25 protein-coding genes, 1 pseudogene and 1 riboswitch are annotated in these 23,627 nt (G+C 36.3%); of the genes and pseudogenes, 3 read left to right on the top strand and 23 right to left on the bottom strand.

The genetic code is table 11. The annotated features are described in order from the left end of the window. Nucleotides 1-11 precede the first annotated feature (11 nt). The 15 genes from ACQKN3_RS03800 to ACQKN3_RS03730 form a co-directional block, all read right to left on the bottom strand. Nucleotides 12-2,375, bottom strand: a complete 2,364-nt coding sequence (locus ACQKN3_RS03800; RefSeq protein WP_427709500.1) for an EAL domain-containing protein — start codon at nt 2,373-2,375, stop codon at nt 12-14. 323 nt (nt 2,376-2,698) lie between these two features. Further along, nucleotides 2,699-4,222: a class I adenylate-forming enzyme family protein gene (locus tag ACQKN3_RS03795; RefSeq protein ID WP_427709498.1), complete on the bottom strand. Its 1,524-nt coding sequence runs from the start codon at nt 4,220-4,222 to the stop codon at nt 2,699-2,701. Nucleotides 4,223-4,469: 247 nt separating this feature from the next. After that, nucleotides 4,470-5,066 carry a CAP domain-containing protein gene (locus ACQKN3_RS03790; protein ID WP_427709496.1) on the bottom strand — a complete coding sequence of 199 codons (597 nt, stop codon included), beginning with the start codon at nt 5,064-5,066 and terminating at the stop codon, nt 4,470-4,472. 188 nt (nt 5,067-5,254) lie between these two features. Further along, nucleotides 5,255-6,760, bottom strand: coding sequence for an S-layer homology domain-containing protein (locus tag ACQKN3_RS03785; RefSeq protein ID WP_427709494.1), 1,506 nt, complete (start codon nt 6,758-6,760; stop codon nt 5,255-5,257). 669 nt (nt 6,761-7,429) lie between these two features. Further along, the gene (gene glpK / locus ACQKN3_RS03780) at nt 7,430-8,923 is read right to left on the bottom strand and encodes a glycerol kinase GlpK (RefSeq protein WP_427709492.1); all 1,494 of its coding nucleotides are present in this window, start codon (nt 8,921-8,923) and stop codon (nt 7,430-7,432) included. Between the two features lie 20 nt (nt 8,924-8,943). Beyond that, the gene (locus ACQKN3_RS03775) at nt 8,944-9,741 is read right to left on the bottom strand and encodes an MIP/aquaporin family protein (protein ID WP_427709490.1); all 798 of its coding nucleotides are present in this window, start codon (nt 9,739-9,741) and stop codon (nt 8,944-8,946) included. Between the two features lie 170 nt (nt 9,742-9,911). Beyond that, nucleotides 9,912-10,478, bottom strand: a complete 567-nt coding sequence (locus tag ACQKN3_RS03770) for a glycerol-3-phosphate responsive antiterminator (RefSeq protein WP_427709488.1) — start codon at nt 10,476-10,478, stop codon at nt 9,912-9,914. Between the two features lie 113 nt (nt 10,479-10,591). After that, entirely contained in the window at nt 10,592-12,235 is a 1,644-nt protein-coding gene (locus tag ACQKN3_RS03765; RefSeq protein ID WP_427709486.1) for a glycerol-3-phosphate dehydrogenase/oxidase, read from the bottom strand. Nucleotides 12,236-12,454: 219 nt separating this feature from the next. Further along, nucleotides 12,455-12,658, bottom strand: a complete 204-nt coding sequence (locus ACQKN3_RS03760; protein WP_008403962.1) for a zinc ribbon domain-containing protein — start codon at nt 12,656-12,658, stop codon at nt 12,455-12,457. 123 nt (nt 12,659-12,781) lie between these two features. After that, nucleotides 12,782-13,201 carry a DUF4279 domain-containing protein gene (locus ACQKN3_RS03755; protein WP_427709484.1) on the bottom strand — a complete coding sequence of 140 codons (420 nt, stop codon included), beginning with the start codon at nt 13,199-13,201 and terminating at the stop codon, nt 12,782-12,784. Between the two features lie 68 nt (nt 13,202-13,269). Further along, complete coding sequence (locus tag ACQKN3_RS03750) at nt 13,270-13,743, bottom strand: NUDIX domain-containing protein (RefSeq protein WP_427709482.1); 474 nt, start codon at nt 13,741-13,743, stop codon at nt 13,270-13,272. Nucleotides 13,744-13,770: 27 nt separating this feature from the next. Then, nucleotides 13,771-14,331 (bottom strand): NUDIX hydrolase, encoded by a 561-nt coding sequence (locus ACQKN3_RS03745; protein ID WP_427709480.1) that lies wholly within the window; start codon nt 14,329-14,331, stop codon nt 13,771-13,773. Between the two features lie 188 nt (nt 14,332-14,519). Beyond that, entirely contained in the window at nt 14,520-15,377 is an 858-nt protein-coding gene (locus tag ACQKN3_RS03740) for a PhzF family phenazine biosynthesis protein (protein WP_427709478.1), read from the bottom strand. A gap of 115 nt (nt 15,378-15,492) precedes the next feature. Next, on the bottom strand, nt 15,493-16,788 hold the full coding sequence (locus ACQKN3_RS03735) for an NCS2 family permease (RefSeq protein ID WP_427709476.1): 1,296 nt from the start codon (nt 16,786-16,788) through the stop codon (nt 15,493-15,495). A gap of 108 nt (nt 16,789-16,896) precedes the next feature. Next, a riboswitch (purine riboswitch) is annotated at nt 16,897-16,996 on the bottom strand. Between the two features lie 110 nt (nt 16,997-17,106). Then, the gene (locus tag ACQKN3_RS03730) at nt 17,107-17,811 is read right to left on the bottom strand and encodes a CPBP family intramembrane glutamic endopeptidase (RefSeq protein ID WP_427709474.1); all 705 of its coding nucleotides are present in this window, start codon (nt 17,809-17,811) and stop codon (nt 17,107-17,109) included. Nucleotides 17,812-17,897: 86 nt separating this feature from the next. Between ACQKN3_RS03730 and ACQKN3_RS03725 the strand changes: the two are divergent. Next, nucleotides 17,898-18,170: pseudogene (locus ACQKN3_RS03725) on the top strand (MerR family transcriptional regulator); the annotation flags it as partial. A 9-nt stretch (nt 18,171-18,179) separates the two neighbouring features. Here the strand turns inward: ACQKN3_RS03725 and ACQKN3_RS03720 are convergent. The 5 genes from ACQKN3_RS03720 to ACQKN3_RS03700 all read right to left on the bottom strand — a co-directional run bounded on the left by ACQKN3_RS03720 (nt 18,180) and on the right by ACQKN3_RS03700 (nt 21,131). Then, nucleotides 18,180-18,869 (bottom strand): polysaccharide deacetylase family protein, encoded by a 690-nt coding sequence (locus ACQKN3_RS03720; protein ID WP_427709472.1) that lies wholly within the window; start codon nt 18,867-18,869, stop codon nt 18,180-18,182. Nucleotides 18,870-18,944: 75 nt separating this feature from the next. Beyond that, on the bottom strand, nt 18,945-19,367 hold the full coding sequence (locus tag ACQKN3_RS03715) for a DUF4181 domain-containing protein (RefSeq protein ID WP_427709470.1): 423 nt from the start codon (nt 19,365-19,367) through the stop codon (nt 18,945-18,947). A gap of 25 nt (nt 19,368-19,392) precedes the next feature. Further along, complete coding sequence (locus ACQKN3_RS03710) at nt 19,393-19,941, bottom strand: GNAT family N-acetyltransferase (protein WP_427711581.1); 549 nt, start codon at nt 19,939-19,941, stop codon at nt 19,393-19,395. Between the two features lie 54 nt (nt 19,942-19,995). Next, nucleotides 19,996-20,547, bottom strand: coding sequence for a GNAT family N-acetyltransferase (locus ACQKN3_RS03705; RefSeq protein ID WP_427709468.1), 552 nt, complete (start codon nt 20,545-20,547; stop codon nt 19,996-19,998). Nucleotides 20,548-20,594: 47 nt separating this feature from the next. Beyond that, nucleotides 20,595-21,131, bottom strand: a complete 537-nt coding sequence (locus ACQKN3_RS03700) for an AAA family ATPase (protein ID WP_427709466.1) — start codon at nt 21,129-21,131, stop codon at nt 20,595-20,597. Nucleotides 21,132-21,231: 100 nt separating this feature from the next. Between ACQKN3_RS03700 and ACQKN3_RS03695 the strand changes: the two genes are divergently transcribed. Both ACQKN3_RS03695 and ACQKN3_RS03690 read left to right on the top strand, forming a co-directional pair. Continuing rightward, nucleotides 21,232-21,702: a DinB family protein gene (locus ACQKN3_RS03695; RefSeq protein ID WP_427709464.1), complete on the top strand. Its 471-nt coding sequence runs from the start codon at nt 21,232-21,234 to the stop codon at nt 21,700-21,702. A gap of 125 nt (nt 21,703-21,827) precedes the next feature. Beyond that, on the top strand, nt 21,828-22,100 hold the full coding sequence (locus ACQKN3_RS03690; RefSeq protein WP_427709462.1) for a YesK family protein: 273 nt from the start codon (nt 21,828-21,830) through the stop codon (nt 22,098-22,100). A 133-nt stretch (nt 22,101-22,233) separates the two neighbouring features. Here the strand turns inward: ACQKN3_RS03690 and ACQKN3_RS03685 are convergent, their stop codons facing one another. The 3 genes from ACQKN3_RS03685 to ACQKN3_RS03675 all read right to left on the bottom strand — a co-directional run bounded on the left by ACQKN3_RS03685 (nt 22,234) and on the right by ACQKN3_RS03675 (nt 23,585). Then, entirely contained in the window at nt 22,234-22,434 is a 201-nt protein-coding gene (locus ACQKN3_RS03685) for a phosphate starvation-inducible protein PhoH (RefSeq protein ID WP_427709460.1), read from the bottom strand. A gap of 354 nt (nt 22,435-22,788) precedes the next feature. Further along, nucleotides 22,789-22,914, bottom strand: a complete 126-nt coding sequence (locus ACQKN3_RS03680; RefSeq protein WP_427709458.1) for a hypothetical protein — start codon at nt 22,912-22,914, stop codon at nt 22,789-22,791. A 56-nt stretch (nt 22,915-22,970) separates the two neighbouring features. Beyond that, nucleotides 22,971-23,585 (bottom strand): kinase, encoded by a 615-nt coding sequence (locus ACQKN3_RS03675; RefSeq protein ID WP_427709456.1) that lies wholly within the window; start codon nt 23,583-23,585, stop codon nt 22,971-22,973. Nucleotides 23,586-23,627 lie beyond the last annotated feature (42 nt).

The raw sequence follows: 23,627 nt of genomic DNA, 5'->3' as shown, positions 1-23,627 counted from the left end.
TAAGGATTACTTCACTTAATAAACGAATTCTCAAATTCTTCAATCGGACATGGTTTGCCAAAGTAAAAGCCTTGAATATATCGGCAATTTTCTCCTAGAAGGAAATCTAATTCTTCTTTTGTTTCAACACCTTCAGCGATCACTTCTAACTTTAATAGTTGCGCCATTTTTATCATGGCCGATGTAATAGTGGCGTTTTCTGGATTGTAGGAAATATCTCGGATAAACGATTGATCTATCTTAACCCCATCTATTTTAAATATCTTCAAATAGTTGAATGATGAATAACCCGTTCCAAAGTCATCGATATAAATTTTAACGCCCATTTCTTTTAAATCCAACAGTGTTTTCTGAACATTTTCTTCATTGAGCATGATCGAATTTTCGGTAATTTCGATTTCTAACCATTTGCCTTCTAACTTGTATTGTTCTAATAATTCACTGATTTCTTCAGCAAACCCTTGCTGTAAAAATCGCTTAGAACTAATATTTACACTTATCGGAACAAGCGGCAGCCCGGCATTTCTCCATGCAACTAATTGTTCACAGACTCTTTTCTTCATCCATTTTCCGATTGCTATTATTAATCCTGTTTCTTCAGCAATCGGAATGAATAGTCCTGGCGAAATTAAACCATGTTCAGGATGATTCCATCGTACAAGGGCTTCTGCACTCACTATTTTCCCTGTTAATGCATCTACTCTCGGTTGGAGATAGGCAACAAATTCTTCGTTCATAATTGCTTTCCTTAAATCTCGCTCCATCACGAATGACTGGTAATTCGCCTGGTTCATCGATGAATCATAAATTTGATACATATTTCGACCAAACTCTTTCGCCTTGTAAAGTGCAACACCCACCCTTTTCATCAATTCAGTTACATTGGCATCATTGGAAGGATAAAAGTCAATTCCAATACTCGCGGTTAAAAGTAATTCAGATTCTTGCACATAAAAAGGATATTTTAAGCTTTCTAATATGTTTTGGGCGATTTCAATTACTTCATCTCTCGTTTCAAAGTTCGGGCAGAGAAGCATTAATTCATCGCCACCCATTCGGGCTACATGATACTTATCTTTATAAGGATTGGTGTTCAATCTTACTGCGATTTGCTGTAATAATCCATCACCTACAGCATGCCCTAACGTATCATTAATCGATTTAAATCGGTCCAAATCTAAAGACAATATCGCCATTTTCTTTTTATTTTCTTCTGCCTGTTTTAAAGAATCCTGAATTTTTTGTTCCATCCATCGACGATTTGGTAAACCTGTTAATTCATCATGATGGGCTAAAAATGCATTGCGTTCTTGCACAAGTTTTTCTTCTGTAATATCTTTCCCGATTGAATAGATTACGTCTATTTCATTATCCATAACCATTGGTACTAATGTTACATTTAAAAATCTTCGTTGCCCGTTATTCTTAACTTCAAACTCAAAAAATTGAACTTCTCCTTGTAATGCCTTTGCTAAGTAGGCTGCAATAACTGGGCGTTCTTCTTCAACAGTAACATCGATAATACTCATTTTTCCAAACACAGTTTCCTCTATTCCGAGTAGTTCCAATGTTTTCGCATTCATATGTACAATGGTACCTTCTTTATCCAGCATTGTAATATATTCATGACTGTAATTAATTAAAGACTGGTATCGTTCTTCATTTACTTTTAATTGCTTTTGAACCTCTCTAAATTGAGAAAAATCGTGAACCGTTCCAACGATTTCTGTTACTTCCCCGTTATGTCGGATGGGTTCGATATCGACGAAAATAAGTTTGCCGCCTAACTCTATCTCATACTGTACTTTCTTACCTTTGAGCGCTTTTGTATACATTTTTTCTTTTATTTTTGCAATGTCTTGGTCAAATACATCAAAAGGTGATTTGGATAAAATCAGCTCTGCACCCGCGCCAATTTCAGCCATCAGTTTTCCTTCTGACAGGATATATTTCAACGTACCATCCTGTTCTTTTCTTACTTTAAAAATACCATTTTGAAGGTTTTGAAATGTCCGAATAAAATTCAGTTTAAACTGTGATTCCATCTGTTTATTTTCTGTGACATCCGTTTGAAAACTAACGAAATAATACGGCTGCCCTTCCTCATCAAGGATTGGCACAATGATTTCAAATACCCAGAAAACAGTGCCATCCTTTGCTCTATGTTGAATTTCACCGCGCCAAGTATAACCGCTCCTAATCGTTTCCCATAGTTGAATGAAAAACTCTTCAGAATGAAATCCAGAATTGACTATTCGATGGTTTTGTCCTATAATTTCTTCCTTTTCAAATTTTGAAAGTCGGCAAAAATTACTATTCACATAAAGTATTGTGCCGTCATAATCTGTAATCGTTATATTTGTTGATTCATTCATAGCATTTAAAATATCATCCAGCATTTTGTATACAATGTTAGATTCCTTGATTTTTTTTGAATCAAAAGAGGAAATGAAAAAATCGCTAATTTCCTCCCTAATATTTGATATTTTTTTATTAACACTCATATCATCACCTATTGTTTCGCAATATTTCTAATTTAAAATATTATTCTTTATTATTTTACTTAATTTAACCTATTAATGCATTAAACAATTTAGTAATTTATCATATTAAACATTACAAAAAAAACTGTACCTCAATTGTCAAATGTTCCTAACAATTGGGGTACAATCCATATGCACTCTATATTATGGCACTGTTAAGTGATTATTTTTTCTTTCCAGTTTTCTCGTAATTGATATTTTAATATTTTCCCTGATACATTTCGAGGTAAAGATTCTACATATATAAAATGACGCGGCAGTTTATAACCTGCTAAATGACTGCGGCAATAGGCTATAATATCTTCTTCATCTATCTCAATCTCTTCCTTTTTAACGATCACAGCTGTTACTACCTCGCCCCATTTCGGGTCAGGTAAACCGATAATTGCACATTCTACAATTCCAGGGTAACCGTTTAAGATTTGTTCCACTTCAACCGAATAAACATTTTCACCGCCTGAGATAATCATGTCCTTCTTTCGGTCTACAAGTGTAATATACCCTTCGTCATCTATCGTCGCCAAATCACCCGTTAAAAGCCAACCATCTCGAAATGTTTGCGCTGTTTCCTCCGGTTTTTTATAGTATTCTTTCATAACTGATTCTCCGCGCATAATGAATTCTCCCACTTCACCAGGCAATACATCTTCCATATAACCATTTACTACACGAACGTCCAGAAAAGTCATTGCTTTTCCACTCGCACCAAGCTTTGTCTTATGTTCTTCAGGCGTTAAATAAACCCCTCCAGGTCCACCTTCCGTTAAACCACAGGCATTATAGAACTGGTCTGAACCTAAATACTCTACAGCTTTTTCAATCATACTTGGTGACATCGGTGCCGCTCCGTACACATAACCCCGAACTGTTGATAAATCATACGAACCTTTTGGAACCATGAAAAAGGCGTTGTACATAGCAGGTACACCGAAGAATAGCGTTACTTTATGCTGTTCTATCACCTTTAGCGATTCTACAGGATGGAAGTCGCGCATCATGACAACTGTTGCACCGGCAAAGAAGCAAGATGTAAGAACCATATTCAATCCTGCCGAATGGAATGCTGGCGCAACTAATAAATAAACGTCATCATGGTTTAATTTCATCATGACCGTTTGCGCACTATTTAAATTTGTGACGTTACCATGTGTAAGCAGTGCCCCTTTTGGCTTGCCTGTTGTCCCTGATGTATACAAAATTTGCGCAGCATCTTCAGCAGTAATTGGCAAATCCGGATTTTCGGTTTGTGAAGTATAGATATCTTTTATAGAGACAATTCCTGCTTCAGCATCCCCAACACTGTATATGACCGGTGTTGCAGTAATATCGGCAATGGCGTTCTTAACTAATTCTGTTTGATCCACATCTGTAATAATAGCGATTGAATCAGATTGCTCCACAATATAATTAAGTTCTTTAGCCGTTAAACGAAAGTTAATTGGAACAATGACACCGCCTGCTTTCATAACGGCATACGCACAAATGACAAACCAATGGGAATTTTTCAAAAACAGACTGACTTTATCGCCTTTTTTTAAACCTTGATTAATGAACCCGTTACTATATCGATTAATTTCATCGTTTAATTCTTTATAGGTGTACGTGTAATCCCCAAATACTAATGCTTTTTGATTTGGCATTCTACTTGCGTGCGATAAAATCGGTTTGATTAAATCCAAATACTCATCCTCCTAATACTTTCTTTGGAATAATATATTCTCCCGATTTTTATTTATAACTTATATTCTATAATATTTTTCGAAGGTACTTTCATCTCAATGTTCTAGTATAATTCGCTACATTTGATGCTAATATAATCTCGCAAAAATAGGAAAACGAGCGCTGACTCTTTTTACAAAAGTCGCGCTCGTTTTTGGATTACTTTTTAATTGAAGATAATCAATATTTCTATGGTTTTAAATAGCTTTATTTCTTAATAAACATTTGTGTCCAGTAGTTACCATCTTCAACGTAGCCTACACCAATATGCGTAAATTTCGCATCCATAATGTTTGCTCGGTGGCCTGAACTATTCATCCATGCATCCATTACTTGCGCAGCCGATTTTTGACCTTTTGCAATGTTTTCACCTGCTGCTGTATAGCTGATACCGAATTTTTTCATCATATCAAATGGTGAGCCGTATGTAGGGCTTGTATGGCTGAAGTAATTTTTGTCGTGCATATCTTGTGATTTATATTTCGCAACACGCGCTAGCTCCCAATCAATTTTAAGTGGTGCTAACCCTTGCTGTGCGCGTTCTTTGTTTACTAGACTTACTACTTGCTCTTCTACTGCTTGTTGTTCATTTTCTGAAATAGTAATTTTATCTCCGACATAGATCATATCCGGATTTTTTAATGTAGGGTTTAAAGCAATTAATTCGCTTAGTCCGATTTGATTTTTAGAGGCAATCTTCCAAAGCGTGTCCCCACTTTTTACTGTATAAGTAGCTGCAGATGCAGTAGCTGGTAGCACAAATAGCATCATACTAAAGAACAACACGATACTTTTTTTCAACATTATTAAATCAATCCTTTCTAGATGTCTGTTACAAGCTTACTAGAGAATTGTGGTGATTTCATTAGGGAATGAATGGCGCTTCTTTTGCAATTCCATAACAAACATTACAAATGTGACAATTTCACTGTAATTAACCTCTGTTAAATAAAAAAACGACATGCTGCGCATGCCGGTTTTTCAATGGATTACTAATGTTCCGGTTCCATTGACTTGTAAATACTTACATTCACAATGGAGCCGATTCGCTCAACCTTTACATAAATACCTAGCCAGACAATTATATAACAGTCTGTACCATCACAAGATTTTTCCGTTATTTTATGCTCGAAATCAATATCGACGATCCCTTCCTTCTGTCCGGACGCAGTGGCACGGAACACATTAGTTCCTGGATCTCTAGTAACTGTCACCATTTGCTCAGCATTTTTTGTTCTGGTTGTATGTTTGCCTATATTGTTTTTGGCCCCCATATCAATTAAATCAGAAAGTTGTTCTTTAACAACTTTGATATCATAATTGAAGCTGGTCTGATTCGGTTTAGCTTCGATTCCATACCTCACTTCTTCTCCATTTTTAAAATAAACGGTTGCAATAAACTGACCTTGCTGTTTAATATCAAAACAAACCGAATAGCCATATTGGCAATCTTCGAACTTTAGACTTGAAGACACATGTTTACCATCCATTGAATAAAGAGTTATTTTTTCGACATCTTGACTTGACCGATTTCGTGATTCATCAAAAACTGATAACTCTACTGGAGTAGCATGGGAGGTATCTTTTTCCTCCAACGTCGGTTTCAATTCGCCTTTCTCTTTTTTTATATGAACATAATATTTTTTATTGACAGTTTTGTTTGCCTTTAATCCCCGGACAATTAGCGTACCCGTACCTTCTTTCAATGGTACTATCTGAATTTTATCTTCAGTTTTGCCCGAAGTTAGCACTTTACCTTTCACCAGTATCCCGTGAAATACGGCAGAATCAATTTTTTCATCTTCTATCCATTCTATCTCTTCCAAATCGATTTCAGCTGGCCCTATTGTCACCATTGGCGGTTTCAAATCTTCCGTAGCTTTCAGCATTTTTGCAGCTTGTCCCCTTGTGATAAAAGCATTTGGACTGAATTTGTCAGGGGACGTCCCACCAACAATGCCGAACTTATAAAGGATTAAAATATTATCGGCATGCGATCGTAAATAGTAATACGGTATAACATCTTTGAATGGGTTGACCATATCATGCCCCGATATATTATAGCGTGGCATATCGAACGCTTTGACAAGTATTGAAGCCATCTGTCCCCGTTTGATAGGATCGTTCGGCCCATATCGTCCATCCCCGTAGCCGCTGATTATCCCATGTTCAGCCATTGCTGCAATCGACTTATAGTAACCGTTTGAAGTTGTGACATCTTCAAAACCCGGATTCTTTACGTTGGAAGTGTCCAAGTTGATCATCTTCGTAATGATAGCGGCTGCCTGTCCTCTTGTAATCGTGTTGCCGGGTTTAAACGTATCATCGGGATACCCTCCAATAATGTTTCGTTCTGCCAATTCATAAACAGCTTCGGCGTAATATTTTGAGGACGGTACATCTGAAAATTGCTTAGTTGATGCGGCAAATGTGCTGGCTAAAACGAGGTTACACGCTATAAATAGTACCGTGAATATGGTCGTTAATCGTTTCTTCATTCTCTCGCTTCCTTTCGTTTCGTAAATTTTATTATCCATTTCCCTGATTTATAGGGTTTCACTCGCTTCTACTGGTAACCTGACTGTTTTTTACGTAATTTTGGCAGCGAGCAATTTCATCTTATTTTTTTACAGAGTCTTCCCCCAATCAGTAATATGCTGTACTGACGGAAAAAATGGAAATTAGTTTCACTTTTTCAACCTTTTTAAATTGGAGGAAAGAATCATATCCAATTAGATTGTATGGAAAAAAGCGCTGATTCCTTTTACAAAAACCGCGCTCGCTTAATTTGGTATTTGCTATACCCCATAGCATCATTATTTTCATCTAAATAAAGGATAAATGCCTACTAGTTATTTATAGAACAAAAGCGCTAAAGCGCCCGTTCAACTCCGACATTCATTGGAGGGCAGGACGCAAAAATAAAGGCTTCACCACTTTTGCACGAAAGGGACCTAATGATGCGAGGAGTTGGCGCTTTAGCCTAGACGTAGACAGTCGTTTCGTTCAAAGTGTTCCACCATGCCCAAATCTAAAATTCCCTTAACAACAAAAAACTGTATGAGCAGCTAATTCGCTACCCATACAGTTTTATGCTGACTATTCATTTGAAGAGCTCATGTTGCAAGAGTACCATGCAATATCCAAACGAATACCTACCCACCCGACTATTTAAAAGCCTGAGCTGCCTTAACCGCTTTGCCCCAGCCTGTGTATAAATCTTCGCGCTCTTCTTCGGCCATCTCAGGCTCAAATTTGTGGTCTAAATTCCAGTAGTTCGAGATGTCATCTAATGTTTCCCAATAGCCTACAGCTAAACCGGCCAAGTATGCTGCGCCTAAAGCCGTTGTTTCGTTGACAACCGGGCGATCCACCGGCGCATTTAATAGGTCTGACTGGAACTGCATTAAAAAGTTATTTTTCACTGCGCCGCCGTCTACACGTAGCGTACTTAACGGAATTCCTGAATCCGCTTCCATTGCACTTAATACGTCGCGTGTTTGATATGCAAGCGACTCAAGTGTAGCACGTACGAAATGCTCTTTTTCTGTACCGCGCGTTAAACCGAATACTGCACCTCGCACATCCGAATCCCAGTAAGGAGTACCTAATCCAACGAATGCCGGCACAACATACACACCTTCTGAAGATGTTACACGAGCTGCATATGCTTCACTTTCCTCAGCTTTACGGAACATACGCAAGCCGTCGCGCAGCCATTGGATAGCAGAGCCCGCTACGAAAATACTTCCCTCGAGGGCATACGTTACTTTGCCGTCTAGGCCCCATGCAATTGTCGTTAATAAACCATGATCAGATTTTACTGCCTTTTCACCTGTGTTCATTAACATAAAGCAACCAGTGCCATATGTATTTTTCACCATTCCTTGCTCAAAGCAAGCTTGCCCGAATAATGCTGCTTGTTGGTCGCCCGCGATACCTGCGATTGGAATTTCCTGACCGAAAAGATTATCCGCATCTGTATGACCGTAAACTTCTGAAGATGATCGCACTTCTGGAAGCATCGAAGCTGGAACTGTTAAAATATCAAGAAGCTCTTCATCCCACTTCAAATCGTAAATATTGAACATTAATGTTCGGGATGCGTTTGAATAATCCGTTACGTGCACTTTACCGTTCGTTAATTTCCAAATGATCCAAGTATCGATTGTACCGAATAAAAGATCCCCATTTTCCGCTTTTTCGCGAGCGCCTTCTACATTATCTAAAATCCATTTCACTTTTGTCCCTGAGAAGTACGCATCAATAAGCAAGCCTGTTTTATCTCGGAACATATCATTTAAACCTCGCGCTTTTAAAGCTTCACAAATTTCAGCTGTTTGTCGCGATTGCCAGACAATTGCATTGTAAATCGGATGACCTGTATGTTTATCCCATACAACCGTCGTTTCGCGCTGGTTTGTAATACCAATCCCTGCAATTTGACTTGCGAGTATATTTTTCTCCGATAACACAGCCGCGATACATGAAAGCACGGAAGACCAAATTTGTTCCGGGTTATGCTCTACCCAACCTGATTCCGGGAAATATTGCGGGAACTCTTGCTGTGCTGTATGAAATACCGTACCATTTTTATCAAATAAAATTGCACGTGAACTAGTTGTACCTTGGTCTAGCGCCATCATAAATTTTTCTGTCATCTTCAAATCCTCCTACTCTTCTACTCTTCTACAGTCGATACTGTCATTTGTGCAGCTACGAAAATCGCTGCTACTACTACACTGAAAATCCAGAATAATGTTGCATCTGCTCCATTCCAGATGAAGCTGAAAAATACTGCTCCGTAAACACCGCCGATAATCGGGGCAACTACAGGTACCCATGCATACCACCAAGCTGAATCTCCTTTACCTGGAATCGGTAAAAGCGCGTGTGCAATACGTGGACCTAAGTCACGGGCCGGGTTAATTGCATAACCAGTTGGACCACCCAATGCCATACCAATAACAACAATTAAAATACCGACTAAAAATGGATTTAATCCTGAAGTAATTTCGTTTGTCCCTAACGCTAAAATCCCTAATACTAATGCGAATGTGCCGACCATTTCAGCAATCATGTTTGAAGGAATATGTTTTACTGCTGGAGTTGTTGCGAATACGCCAAGTTTTGCCCCTTTGTCTTTTGTACCTTTCCAATGCGGTAAATAAACAAAGTACACTAACACAGCACCTAAAAATGCTCCAATTAGTTGAGCAACGATAAACATTGGCACATCTGCCCATGCAAAGTTGCCAATTGTTGCAAGAGCAATTGTTAATGCCGGGTTTAAGTGTGCCCCGCTAATACCTCCTACTGCATAAGCTGCCATCGCTACGGCAAAGCCCCATGCAAAAGTGATTACGACCCAACCGCCACCTTGACCTTTTGATTTGTGCAATGAAACACCTGCTACAACGCCGCCACCGAATAATATTAGCAGCATCGTGCCGACTAACTCGGCTGTAAATGTTGACATTCCATAACCTCCTTAGCTCATGTATATTCCGTTAATAAAATACTTAGAAGAAAAAAAGTCCGCAAGTAACAATTGTTTTACGAATTTACGTAAAACAATTGTACATGCGGACTCCTTTACTCAACCACGTATTTATCGACTTAGTAATCATAATAGTTTGAAATTATTCATTAGTCAACAACTTTTTGGAAACGTTTCCACAATTCTTTATTGGAGGTAGTAATGGCAATTGCCCCTGCATCAAATGCCTGCTTAATTTGCTCATCCGTTCGAATTAAGCCCCCTGTAATAACAGGAATACCTGTTTGCTTAGATACTTCCTCAATCATTTCCGGGATAACACCTGGAAGTAATTCAATAAAGTCCGGGGCCGTTTGTTCAAGGAGCGAATAACTTTTTTCAAGCGCAATTGTATCAATTAAAAAGACACGTTGAATCGCCAATATACCACGGGATTTCGCTTTTAAAATCATATTGGAGCGTGTAGAAATAATGCCTGCCGGGCGAATATCGTTACATAAATAATCCGCGGCAAAATTATCTGTCTTTAAGCCATGAATTAAATCCGCATGAATAATTAATTTTTTTCCATGACGATCGGCCTCTTGTTTTAGCGAGCGTAGATGGCTTAAATGCACTTCAAGCAATACAATATATTCGAATTCACTTTTTACTACTTTATCAAACTGTTTAATTGTTCGGGCAGCAGGAATAATTTTCTGATCATTAAACGGCATAACATCCTCCTAAATTTAGAAATCTGTTTATATTAATAGGGCTCATCGGGTGCGTTAATTCAAATCTCCCACGCATCCGATGAGCCAAAATTATATCACAATATTATTTTACATTATTTTGCGGTTGTTGCACGCTTAATTTCAATGTTTAACAGTTCTGTAAACTCCGCTAATTGGGCATCTGTCCAATTTAACTCCCGAGCCATATGTGTAATGACTGCATCTTTATGTGCCAATACAGATGCGATATTAAAGAACATATTACCAGTACGGCGCACAAAGAAATCGACAGGTGTCGTTACAAGTTCATGCTCGATGCCATATTGCAGCTGAGCAAATAAAGCTTTAGGCATCATGTCGTTTGCTTTCGCCACATAGCTAAATACTTTTTCAACATTCGAGCCGTAATACTGAGCCAAATACGCCGCTTCTTCTTTTGTTAGGCCCGCTTTCACACCTAACTCTGTCTTTTTCGAAATAAACGTTTGGATATGTTTTGAGCCGCCTACTTCACCACCAGAAATCGGGATGTTTTTTGTAATACAAGGTTTGCTCTCTACACCAAATTCCGCTTTTAAGCTCGCTGAAATTTTATTTACAACTGCTTCCGCCATTTTACGATAGCCTGTTAATTTACCGCCCGCAATTGTAACTAAGCCTGAAGCCGATTCCCAAACTTCATCATGACGGGAAATTTCTGATGGTCCTTTTCCTTCTTCATGAATTAACGGACGTACACCAGCCCAACTTGATTCAATATCCGCATCCGTCACTTTTACATTCGGGAACATATAGTGAATGGCGTTCATAATGTAATCGCGATCGGATTGTTCGATATCCATATTACGCGGATCCCCTTCATAAAACGTATCAGTCGTACCAACATACGTTTTACCGTTACGCGGAATCGCAAATACCATGCGGCCATCCGGTGTATCAAAATATACAGCCTGCTTTAATGGAAACTTCAATTCATCAAATACGATGTGCACACCTTTTGATAAAATTAAGTGCTTTCCGCTTGTTTTGCCTTCAATGCTACGTACGTCATCTACCCATGGACCCGCCGCGTTCACGACTTTTTTCGCATGAATTTGAATTGTTTCATTCGATAGTAAATCTGTCGCTTCAATGCCGATAATCTTTTTCGCATCATTATATAAAAAGCCTGAAGCTTTCGTATAATTCGCTAAAACGGCACCTTTTTCAATCGCGACTTTTGCAACTTCAATTGTTAAGCGTGCATCATCAGTCCGGTATTCAACATAAACACCGCCGCCTAATAAATCGGCTTGCTTTACTAGCGGTTCTTTTTCCAATGTTTGCGCACCATTTAACATGTAGCGGCGCTCTGATTTTTTTACCCCCGCCAGGAAATCGTACACACGTAAACCAACAGATGTAGAGAATTTACCGAATGTACCACCTTTATGGAACGGTAATAACATCCATACAGGTGTTGTTACGTGCGGACCATTTTCATACACGATCGCACGCTCTTTTCCTAACTCGGCTACTTCTTTAATTTCAAATTGTTTTAAATAACGTAAACCGCCGTGTACTAATTTTGTTGAGCGGCTTGACGTACCTGCAGCAAAATCCTGCATTTCAACTAATGCGACTGACAAACCGCGCGTAATGGCATCAAGTGCAATCCCTACACCTGTAATACCGCCTCCGATAACTAAAACGTCATATTCCTTGCTCTGTAAATCATTCATGATGACTGAACGCTGTAATGATGAAGCTGTTGACATAATAATTCCTCCTTAAATGTAGACAAAAAAAGAGAGACCTTAAAGCACCACACAAATATCGCTTTGTGCGTTCTTTAAGGTCTCTCTTTAACTCAAACCGGTCTATTAACTTGACCTTATCTTAACGCCACAGAAGAAAAAATGCAAGACATTTACATTATTAGTTCTGGATTTCGATCATTTAGGATCCGCTAAGTCTAAAAAACTACATTTAACTTTTTAACCAAAGAACAGGTCAAAAATATTCGAGGCTGAAGACGATTTTTTATTATAGAACTCTGAATATCCACAGTTATTGCAGTAAACGACTATAAACTGATTGTGCTGAACATCAAACATTTTGGATAACCCTGTACCGGTCATCGCCACTTCCTTCTTGCTCGCATCCTTACTTCCACATTTTATACAGCCTTTTTCAGACATATATTTTCCCCTCTCCCACTAAACGATTTGTTATACTTTCATACGGAATCGAGTTGAAAAAAGTTTCAGTAATTACGATTCAACACAATAAATGGAATCCACGCTATCCTTAAAAACGCCTTTCTAATCGTTGTCATGATAAATATCGAATTCAAATTCCCCATTTACTTGATTGGCAAATTCAATTGCCTTTTTATTCATAACAAGCTCACGAGTCTGCTGACAATTAAAACAAATAACCGTAACTAATTTACATTTCAAATTGTAATTATCTTTATACTTTTTAATAATCTCTATTGAGTTATATAGTGTATTTATAATGGTATGAATTTGTTCCTCTGGATGGTTTGTCATTTTATAATCTAGCCCATACTCCCATGCAGTTTCAAATCTTATATGTTCTGTTTTACCTCGAATACATTCCTCACCTTTTCTGTAAGCTTCTGTTGGAATGATTCCTATTTCTCTAGTGAATTCCTCCACAGGGAAATCCTCTCCAAATAAAGTGAAGTATGCCCTCGTTTCTGAACAATAATCTTCCATTATAAAACAACTCAATTTTATACTCTTATAAATTTCAAAGGACATTTTTTATTGACTTACTTTTACTTTTATAAAAGCTTCTCCAACTGATAATCCTCAATCAATTCAATATTTCTTCTATTATCAATATAGTTCTTTATTTGCTGTATTATATTAGGCAGCAGCAGGATTGAATCCAATTCCTCTATAGGAATCCACTTCACTCCTGTTTGATAAAGGTCTGGATATTCGGGTAATTTGGGGATCGAACCATTCTTTAAAGTACATTCAAAAATAAGGTGTAGTCCATGTTTGGCATTCTCATCATAATCTCCGGATTGCTTATGTGGGGGAAACTCATAAATTAATGCTAACGGTCCAACTTCAACTTCTGCAGTAGTTTCTTCAAACACTTCTCTTGCGACACCCTCTATTATTGTCTCCCCGGGTTCAAGTCCCCCACCCGGTAAATTGTAATGTATCCCATTATCATCATACTCCACTAAAAGTACAGAATTATTTTCGATGATCAATGCTGTACATCGTATTCTTACATGTGACATTTCCCCACCTCATTTTCTTCTATATATTTAGATAGTCACTTGTTTTTCCATAAGGTACATTTTAGCCATTGTGTAAGCATGCGCTGTGAACAGTTGAGTGTTAATCTGCTTTGACCTAATTAAACTGGTCATTTCATTAAAATTAATTATTTTAATAGTAAGAATTTCAGTATCGTCTAAATCTTGTTCAAATTCCTTAAAAGCATCTAACAAGAGAAAAGTAATGACCTTGTTATTTTGCGTTGCCGGGTTAACCATGAATTCCCCCAGAAGAATAGGCTTGCTTTCTGAAATAAAACCGGTCTCTTCCCTTACTTCCCGGATTATTGCTTCCTCGTATGTTTCATTTTCTTCTATTTTCCCAGCAGGGACTTCAAGGTAAAATTCATTGCCAGCATAACGGTACTGTTCAACAAGGACCATCTCGTTTTCCTTAGTTATAACGACGGCGTTTACCCAATCAGAATATTCGTTTACATAATAATCATCTATCACAATACCATTAGGAAGCTCGCATTCGTCTTTTCGAATATTGCCGAAAGGACTATTATGTACATACTCTGATTTTAAAGTTTTCCATTTATCCATAATTACCTCCATAGTTTACGCCAAAATCTAGGCTATTAAATTAAGTTTTCCACTTGCTCTACCTTTTAAATATTAACATAATTATCCAAATAACACTTGATTTTTCATTCTCATTTCATCATAAAACGAGCATGATCCTTGTAGTAGGTTCATGCTCGTAAATTAGATATTAATATTTGCTAAAGTCCTTAGTAAATTTCCCCTTTTGTCAGTATAGTCGCATTCCCGCCTACCATAACTAATGGGTTATTTTTATTTACCAATTTTGTAATAATGCGAGAAGGTCTATCCATACTGTATCCTTGAAGAAAAATGTATTCTTCGTTAAATTCATTTAACACATTATGATGAAAAAGATAATAAGTTAAAGCTCCGTTTGAAGTTCCTGTTGCGGCTTCTTCGTCAATCCCATAGAGCGGGCAAAAGTTTCTACTCATTGCTACCCCTTCTTTTGTATCAAGCGTAAATGCATGGACACCACCTACTTTATTGACCTTTGTAAATTCAGTAAGAGCTTTAAAATCAGGTTTTAGCGCATTTAAAACTTCATTTGTTTTTATAGGCAGCATAATATCCCAGAGCCCCGTGCTTGCAGCTTGAGGAACCAAGTTAAAATCTGCACTTCCTATTTGGCTTTTATCAATATTAAACAGGTCCGCTAAATACTCATAATCATCAAATGTTTTCCCTAGTTTAGGTTTAGCTTGCTCCATCATTATTAATGATTGATTGACCTCAACAGATAGTGTCCCAGCTAGTGTTTCCATCATATATGTATGGTTATTTTCAACTGCCTTATTTTCCAACAATGCTTTAAAAGAAGCAATTGTAGCATGTCCGCATAATTCTACTTGTGAAGTCGGTGTAAAAAACTTTATCTCAAATGTTTGAGAATTTATTTTTTTAATAAAAGCTGTCTCTGAAAAGCGAACTTCCGCAGAAAATTTTTGCATAAACTCTTCGTCTAAATCTTCATGGATTACTACACCTGCTGGATTTCCGCCAAATTTTGTTTCTGTAAATGCATCAATTACGTAATATAACAATTTTAATTCACCCCTCTATATAATATTTAATTTCCTAAAATAATTATAATTTAAAAAGACATAGGTTAGCTGAATGAACTAACCTATGTCTTTTATTTCATTTATTTAGAAACTCTTATACAATAAATGCAAAGTATGAAAGGAATAACAGGCAAAGCACATACATAATCGGATGCACTTCTTTAGCACGCTTTTGTGCGATTAGGCAAATTGGATAAAGTACAAAGCCTAACCCAATCCCAATAACTACACTAGAAGTTAGTGGCATCATAATAATTGTTAAAAATGCCGGAATAACGATTTCTAACTTTGTCCAGTTAATTCGACGGATTTCCATAGCCATCAATGCACCGACAATAATTAATGCGGCGGATGTTACTTCCACAGAAATAACGCTAACAAGTGGTGAGAAGAATAATGCAATGACGAAACATGCTGCAATAACTACTGATGTAAAGCCGGTTTTTCCTCCAACAGCAATACCAGCAGAAGACTCAACACTTGTTGCAGGTGTTGATGTACCTAATACAGCTCCAATTACACCGGCAGCTGAATCGGCAAGTAACCCTTTTCCGATATTCGGAATTTTATTGTCTTTCATCATGCCTGCTTGGCTTGTTAGTCCAATTAATGCGCCTGCTGTGTCAAAGAAAGCGACAATTAGGAACGTGAAAATTACTGTCAGGATTTCCGCTGTAAAAATTTCATCTAAATGACCAAACACAACACCAAATGTTGGTTCAAGGCTAGGAATACTACCAACGATTGAAGATGGTACTTCAATTTTACCAAACAGCATGCCTACGACTGTTGTAATGACCATAGCGTAGAAAATACCGCCGTTAATACCTTTTACTAACATAATGATTGTAAGGAAAATACCTAGAATTGCTAATAACGTCATCGGTGAAGTTAAATCGCCAATCGCCACAAATGTATCTGGATTACCAACAATAATGCCACCGTTTTTTAATCCGACAAACGTGATGAAAAATCCAATCCCTGAAGCAATCGCGAACTTTAAATCACTTGGAATAATGTTAATAATTTTTTCGCGAATTTTAAATAAACTTAAAATCAAAAAGATGATGCCGGCAACAAAAACACCTGTTAAAGTAACTTGCCAATCAATCCCCATTCCAATACAAACTGTAAAAGTAAAGAATGAGTTTAATCCCATACTCGGTGCAATCGCGATCGGGAAGTTCGCAAGTATTCCCATTAGCAATGTACCGATAATTGCAGTTAGTGCAGTTGCAGTAAATACAGCTCCATGATCCATACCAGATTGACTGAGGATAATGGGGTTGACGATCAAAATGTAAGCAATTGATAAGAAGGTCGTAATCCCAGCAAGTGTTTCCGTTTTATACGAAGTACCCCGTTCTGCAAATTTGAAAAAGTTTTTCATGTTGTAATCTCCTAGTTGCTGTAATGTTAGCAATTAATTTATTATCCTAGAATAAAAAAAGCTTTGACCACGAATGGCCAAAGCTTCTCTACAAAATGGAATAAAAAGAATTTAATTCCCATTCCTTGTAGTCAGCTATTATCGGTAGCTGGTAGAAACTTTCAAGCCATCTTCTTGAATTTATACAAGGTATATAATATTTTCTAAAAACAATAGTAGAATAATATCAAGTTAATTTTAAATCGTCAATAGAATTAACAACAATATTTTTTTGTTTTATCAATAAAAAAATATTCAAAAAAGAGCAAAAAATCAGCACTAGCCTAAACTTGTCAATAGAACCATAATACCATTCGTAATACCATGAATCATTACGGATGGCCAAATCGAATTCGTCCGTTCATATGCTAGCGCAAAAATAATCCCGCTAAAAAAATTGACTGGCATTACATTATAGGCAGGAATATGTACAATCGTAAAAATTGTGGAGCTGATTAAAATCGCTCCAAAAAATCCAATGCGCGTACGCAACCATCGATATAAAAAGCCACGGTAAAATAGCTCCTCATAAATTGGTGATATAACGGCAGCAGAAACAAAAGCGATAAGAACTTTCAGGAAAGTCACATTCTGTTGTAATGATTCTGTTTTGCTATTCTCCCAGGTATTCCCGATAAAACTAGTAAGTATAACAATGATGACCGAGCCAACGAGTAAAATGACAGAATAACCACCGATAATTTTCCAGTCTTTCACTTTCATTCTCGTTAGTCCTACTTCACGCCAAGAAAGCGCTTTTGGATGGAGCGCAACAATATAAACACTTATTATTAAAATAATCGCTATTGTCAGTCCCATGAATGTCCCAGCGTATAAATCATTATTGAGCCATTGTGAATAGATCGGTGAAACAACGCCCTTTAAAAAGCCAATAACGAAAATAAACTCCAGTAACAATAATATAATAAATTCTTGACTGCCCCAAGGATCCTGTACTTTCCAACTGTTTTGATTATTTCCCATCCCTTTCCCCTCTTCCTTTAAATGGTATAATGTCACTATATTGGATTACGTTACGTAACCTGCAAGCATTTTTAAGGAGGAGTGACATGAAACGATGGACTACAGGGGAAGTAAGTAAACAACGAAATATATCGATTCGAACATTGCGCTATTACGATCAGATCAAACTTCTTACACCTAGTTTTAAAGATGAACACGGAAGGCGATACTACTCGGAAGAAGACTTGTTTCAATTAGAGAAAATTATTATTTTAAAGTCCCTTTCACTTCCGTTAGAGGAAAAAAACCCATATCTAAGATTATGGACTAATCAAAGTTACAGGCCTGAAGTATTTAATATTTTTATTTCCCACTGTAACACTAAAAAATCATCGTTCTTGAAGTTCATTCACTGTTACAAATTGATACCCTTCGCTCGTAAGTTCCTTTAAAATCTCTTCAACTACTTGTATTGTCCCACCGGTTTGATCATACATTGGATGCAGCAAAATTATTGAGCCCGGTTTAATGTTTTCCAATACATAATCTACTTTATCATCAACGCTTGTGTAATATGTTTCCGGCTCTAAAGAACACATAATAGTCTCCCTGTTGTGCTGATTTAAATAATACGGTAACCCAACAAATTTTTTCCCGTAAGGTGGGCGAAAGTCAATTTCCCCCTCATACCCAATTCTTCGAATTAGTTCATCTGTTTTTTCTATTTCCTCTTCAATAAAAGAAGGCGATTTTAAAACCATTCTTTTATGCGAATACGTGTGATTCCCAATTTGATGTCCTGCTTCAACTAATTTTTTTGCTTCTTCAGGATGCTTTTCAATTTCATTTCCGATAAGGAAAAACGTAGCTTTTACTTTGTATTCATCCAACAAAGGCAAAAGCTGATCCACATTCTTGGTCGGACCGTCATCAAATGTTAAAGCAATAACCTTGTCTTTTGTTTCCGCTTGGTAGGTCAACCCTCCAAAAAATTGAAACGTTCTTAATTTAGTAACTTTGAACATCCCTGCAAATAAAAGAGCCATTAATATAACTGCAATTATTAATTTCTTTTTCATCTTCGGTTCCTTTCTTTAATAACCTTTAAGCAAAACCTGTAGAAATATATGCTACTTTAGTAAAACAAGCACTTACTACCATACCAATAAGCCAAAAAAGTCAGTCGAAAACACTGCGAGTAAAAACAACGAAATAACCCCTAATTGTACAGCCGTAAAAATGTAATCATTTTTGTTTTTTGCATATCTCTTCTCCATAACAATTCTGACAAGTTCAGTTACCACAATAAAACCAAACATTAGAATATGCGTCTGTAAAAACCAAATGTGCTTTGAAGGATCGCGGTTAACATTAATGAAAAATCCGAATAACACAAAAACAATAAAAGTAATTCTGATGGCCCAATCAATTTTTTTATGTTGTTCATTTACATGGTTATAGGAGAAGAATTCTTTCTTTTCAACGTTAAGCCATTTTCTTAAAAACTTATTAATAAAAAATAGTACAAGTCCAAAAATTGACGATATTAAAATCAAATTTGTTAAAACATTTCCCACGATTTTTCACCACCTAATTTTCACTTCACAACTGCGCATTGTTTTCGAATTCTTCTTTTAATAACCCATAGTAGGTCAAATCATAAAACTGTCCGAAGCTTGATACATGTTGCTTTAATGTGCCTTCATATTTCAAACCAATTTTCTCCATTACCTTCCATGAACCAGTGTTTGATGTAAATGAAGCTGCAAATATTTTATTTAATTTAAGCTGGTTAAAACCATATTCCAACAATGCTTTTGCTGCGTCGGTTCCGTAACCATTTCCCCAATACTCTTTTCCAATCCAATATGCTAATTCTCCTCTTTGATACGGTATGGACAAATTTAAATTAATCAGGCCAATTAACAGTTTTGTTTCTTTAATAATAATCGCAAACATGACAATCTTATTATTTTGTTCTGCAGTTTGGATACTTTCTATAAATTGAGAAGCAGAACCTTTAGGATATGGATGAGGTATATTTAATGTAGACTTTGCTACATCATACTCTCCTGCCAATTCTTCAATTCTGTCTGAATCATCAAAAGTTAATGGTCTTAATAGTAATCTTTCAGTTTCCAATTTGTGCATCAACATCCCTACCTTCTCTTTATATTTTGCTAGATGTTATATTAGATTTATCCCTTACTTCGAATTTATATAGTAAATAAGATGATCTTTCCACTCGTCAAATTCGAAAATAAATCCTTTTCTTATACATTCAAATTGCAGGCCAACACTTTCTGCTAACTTAATAGAAGGAAAGTTATCCAAATTTATGTGTGCTTCGATCCGATGATAATTCAGTTTATCAAAAGCTAGTGTAATAGCAGCTTTTACAGCTTCCTTTCCATATCCTTGTAACCAAAATTGATTGTGGATGGTGTAACCAAATCTTGCCCATTGAAATTCATCCCTTAACATTGTGGAAAAATCTACTGAACCAATATGCGCAAGATCCTCTTTTCTGAAAACCCCAAATACATAAACTTTATCTTCTGAAGCAAGCCTTTGATGACGATCCACCAAATCTCCAAACCAATCTTTTGTACAAATGCTCATATCTATATTACCTTCATCGTATTGATGCTGTGATGGCAATCTATTTTCAAATGCGGATAACCACGATGTGTAATCACCTTTTTCAAGGGGTCTAATCACAAGTCTATCCGTTTCTATGAATACATTAAATTTCATCAAATAATCACCTCAATTTCTTCTACATCTTGCTTATTTATAAGGCCCTAGTTTAATTTAAATTTGGGATTGCTTATTATTTCATTGACTACGTATGTAATATCATCAGGGGAACTATCGGTTGTATCAAATATGTATTTTTCCTTTATTCCTGATTCAATGAACTCTTCTATTAAAATCACACATCGTTCACCCATTCTAGCGCCTGGCACCCTCATACTATCCCTAGTCAATAAAGTCCCCATATCGGTCCATAACACTACATAAATCACTTCCACATTTAAACTTTTAAGATTTTTGCTAACCCACTCTGCTTCTTTAGGGAAGGTTACATAATCAATGATGACGTCTACGCCATACTTAATAAAGTTCTTTGTGAGACTCAATATGTTATCCCAAATCAATACTTCTTCTGATCTATCCCATGGGTTATTTCTTCCGTTAATGTGCATATGACTAACATCATCACCAGAAATATAGGCACTGTTCTTAAATTTTTTAATCAGTTCTTTTGAAGTTGTTGATTTTCCTACCCCAGCAGGACCTGAAATAATGTAGACCTTATTTGCCGCTTTTTTATTCATTCGTTCAACTCCTAAAATGAGAATTAATCTCCAACAACGTTTCCCATTATACCCATTTAAGTTATAATTTCCTTATTATTCTACTAGAATGAGGTGCGAAATGTTATCTTTATTTAAATATAATTGGCAAGTACGTGAAGATTGGTTCAATTGGTGTGAATCATTACCGGAAGAAGAATTTCATAAAGAACGGGTTGGTGGTATGAAAAGTATACGAGAAACACTTACCCACATAATAGATTGTGAGTTGCTCTGGTTGAATTCATTAGTTGATGAAAAAGTAGTTTTTGAAAGGCGACAACTACTTACACAATTGAATGAGATCAAAGAATATTCGACTTTTGTCCAAACGTTTACTGAACAGTTCATTGAACAACTTCCTTCAGACTATGAAAATAAACTTATAGAAGTACAGCGACAAGACGGTTCAATATTAGAATTTACGCAAAAAAAGATTTTCGCTCATATAATAACGCATGAGATACATCACATTGGGCAGCTATCCGTTTGGGCTAGAGAAATACAGCGAAAGCCGATTTCTTCGGATTTAATCATTAGAATTTTTGAGTAATCCATTAAGCATTGTCCCTTTGCCCTTAAATAAATGGAAAATTTATGTTAAAATTTTTACAGGATGGACTTTAGGTATATAACAGTCATGTCAGTTCGTGGAAAACATAACAGGGGGGTAATTGAGTGGATGCTTTGATGTTAGACGGATGGACTCCTTTATTGTTGTTAGGAATTTTGTTTGCATTTATGATGTTTTTTATTGGGCGGAAAGTTTCGAAAAATATATTACTTTTAACCTCCGCTATAATGAGCCTACTTTGCTTCGGGTTAATACTTTTTAGCATATTGGTTGTTGGTGGTTGGGAAGGTATGGGTCTAGGCTTCTTTGCTATCACTATTTTTATAGGCGTTTGGATAGGTACTATTTTTGGGATTATTTATCAAAACACTAAGTAAGGGCTTTAGTAGACTATGCATATTAAACGCTCAGGTATATATAAATCCTGAGCGTTATTATATTTTCTGAACTTGTCATATTTATTCCTACTATCATATATCTTCCAAATCTTCTTTTTATATATTGCAGTTTTTAAAGCAATCGAGGCATTAGCCACCATGCTACAATATAAATGCTCAATACTCCCCACGCTACAGTTGCTATTATCCACCTAATGATTATTGGAGTAGCGGAACTATCGTGAATTTTATCTTTCAAGCTCCTCATTTTAATTGCACATACAATCATCCCGGTGACGATGAGTACAATAACCAGGATTGATAATGCATCCATAATTTAACCTCCAATCATCCTTGTTCGGTTGAATTCAGCTATGAAATCGCTGAAGTGATTCCAAAATTATACCTTACGATTTTTAATGAGTCGAACCATTATCCATTTGTTGAAGAAGCACAGGCGTTTACCATTCTTGTAGAAAGAAACTTCGATACGCTTAGAATGTATAAATCTTTAATCAAATAAGAAATAATTTAGTAATAATAAAATTAGTGCTAAAGCAGAAAAAGAAAACAAAGCTATATCGGTTTTACTTATCTTTTTATTTTCCATTAATCATTACCTTCTTCTATAATATTTCGAACACAAAATCTTCTATTCATGTGATAACTATAAATACTTCTGTACGTATCATAGCCAATCTTTCACATATGCAACTAACCCTAATAATCCACCTATTCCAGCCCCAATAAATACAGGAATAACATAACTCGACATTTTTTGCGCACTACTCTTTGAATAAATTTTTTCTTTCATTAAATGTTCTCCCCTTTATCAACTTATACGTTCAAATTCTACGAAAGTTTCAAAATTCAGATAAATTTTTGGATATATTGAGCTCGTTCCATAGGTTTTTGTTTTTCCAAATAATATTCTTCTGCAGGCCAATATCGTTTCGTATATTTGTTTACTCTTTCATCTATATTCCCAATATATGTATCTCGTTGAATTACACGTGCGTACCTCATTTCTTTAGGACAATCCAAGAAAACGATGTAATCATAAAAACTTTTCCATTCCTCCCGTAAAAGAAAAATGCCTTCTATAATTACTATGCTGCATTCAGATAAATTAATCGTATGGTCGTAATGAGTATCCTCTTCCTTTTGATAAAAGGGCAGTTTTAATGATGAAACATTTTGTCGTATTTTTAGAAAGAGCTGTTCCGTCAAAAATTTAGTGTCCCACTGTAATTGATAATACTCAAACCATTGCTCATGCCCTGTATTATACCGCTTGGATCTTTCAACAATATGGTCATCAATATGAATTACAACGACATTTTTTAAAATACGTTTAAGATATTTTACAAGTGTAGTTTTGCCAGCACCCGATAAGCCATCTATAGCAACGGTAAAAGGCCTTTTTTCCATATGCTTTTCATATTCTTCATTTATTTGACGAATTAAATTATCTAAGTAGTCCATTGAATGAAATCCTTTCAGCTGTTAGTTGAAATTTCTTAAAAT

This window comes from Solibacillus sp. NPDC093137, assembly GCF_050280445.1.
Taxonomy (GTDB): domain Bacteria; phylum Bacillota; class Bacilli; order Bacillales_A; family Planococcaceae; genus Solibacillus; species Solibacillus isronensis_B.
This window is presented reverse-complemented; position numbering and strand designations above follow the sequence as displayed.

What these genes read in the sequence shown, in the direction of transcription:
- ACQKN3_RS03700 (WP_427709466.1), bottom strand. Translation starts at nt 21,131, where the DNA reads ATGAATAAAAAAGCGGCAAATAAGGTCTACATTATTTCAGGTCCTGCT.
- ACQKN3_RS03765 (WP_427709486.1), bottom strand. Translation starts at nt 12,235, where the DNA reads ATGTCAACAGCTTCATCATTACAGCGTTCAGTCATCATGAATGATTTA.
- ACQKN3_RS03785 (WP_427709494.1), bottom strand. Translation starts at nt 6,760, where the DNA reads ATGAAGAAACGATTAACGACCATATTCACGGTACTATTTATAGCGTGT.
- ACQKN3_RS03685 (WP_427709460.1), bottom strand. Translation starts at nt 22,434, where the DNA reads ATGGATGCATTATCAATCCTGGTTATTGTACTCATCGTCACCGGGATG.
- ACQKN3_RS03750 (WP_427709482.1), bottom strand. Translation starts at nt 13,743, where the DNA reads ATGTCACATGTAAGAATACGATGTACAGCATTGATCATCGAAAATAAT.
- ACQKN3_RS03680 (WP_427709458.1), bottom strand. Translation starts at nt 22,914, where the DNA reads ATGAAAGAAAAAATTTATTCAAAGAGTAGTGCGCAAAAAATGTCGAGT.
- ACQKN3_RS03745 (WP_427709480.1), bottom strand. Translation starts at nt 14,331, where the DNA reads ATGGATAAATGGAAAACTTTAAAATCAGAGTATGTACATAATAGTCCT.
- ACQKN3_RS03760 (WP_008403962.1), bottom strand. Translation starts at nt 12,658, where the DNA reads ATGTCTGAAAAAGGCTGTATAAAATGTGGAAGTAAGGATGCGAGCAAG.
- ACQKN3_RS03790 (WP_427709496.1), bottom strand. Translation starts at nt 5,066, where the DNA reads ATGTTGAAAAAAAGTATCGTGTTGTTCTTTAGTATGATGCTATTTGTG.
- ACQKN3_RS03755 (WP_427709484.1), bottom strand. Translation starts at nt 13,201, where the DNA reads ATGGAAGATTATTGTTCAGAAACGAGGGCATACTTCACTTTATTTGGA.
- ACQKN3_RS03710 (WP_427711581.1), bottom strand. Translation starts at nt 19,941, where the DNA reads ATGCACAAATTGGAAACTGAAAGATTACTATTAAGACCATTAACTTTT.
- glpK (WP_427709492.1), bottom strand. Translation starts at nt 8,923, where the DNA reads ATGACAGAAAAATTTATGATGGCGCTAGACCAAGGTACAACTAGTTCA.
- ACQKN3_RS03675 (WP_427709456.1), bottom strand. Translation starts at nt 23,585, where the DNA reads ATGGACTACTTAGATAATTTAATTCGTCAAATAAATGAAGAATATGAA.
- ACQKN3_RS03775 (WP_427709490.1), bottom strand. Translation starts at nt 9,741, where the DNA reads ATGTCAACATTTACAGCCGAGTTAGTCGGCACGATGCTGCTAATATTA.
- ACQKN3_RS03800 (WP_427709500.1), bottom strand. Translation starts at nt 2,375, where the DNA reads ATGAATGAATCAACAAATATAACGATTACAGATTATGACGGCACAATA.
- ACQKN3_RS03735 (WP_427709476.1), bottom strand. Translation starts at nt 16,788, where the DNA reads ATGAAAAACTTTTTCAAATTTGCAGAACGGGGTACTTCGTATAAAACG.
- ACQKN3_RS03770 (WP_427709488.1), bottom strand. Translation starts at nt 10,478, where the DNA reads ATGCCGTTTAATGATCAGAAAATTATTCCTGCTGCCCGAACAATTAAA.
- ACQKN3_RS03730 (WP_427709474.1), bottom strand. Translation starts at nt 17,811, where the DNA reads ATGGGAAATAATCAAAACAGTTGGAAAGTACAGGATCCTTGGGGCAGT.
- ACQKN3_RS03695 (WP_427709464.1), top strand. Translation starts at nt 21,232, where the DNA reads ATGTTATCTTTATTTAAATATAATTGGCAAGTACGTGAAGATTGGTTC.
- ACQKN3_RS03720 (WP_427709472.1), bottom strand. Translation starts at nt 18,869, where the DNA reads ATGAAAAAGAAATTAATAATTGCAGTTATATTAATGGCTCTTTTATTT.
- ACQKN3_RS03705 (WP_427709468.1), bottom strand. Translation starts at nt 20,547, where the DNA reads ATGAAATTTAATGTATTCATAGAAACGGATAGACTTGTGATTAGACCC.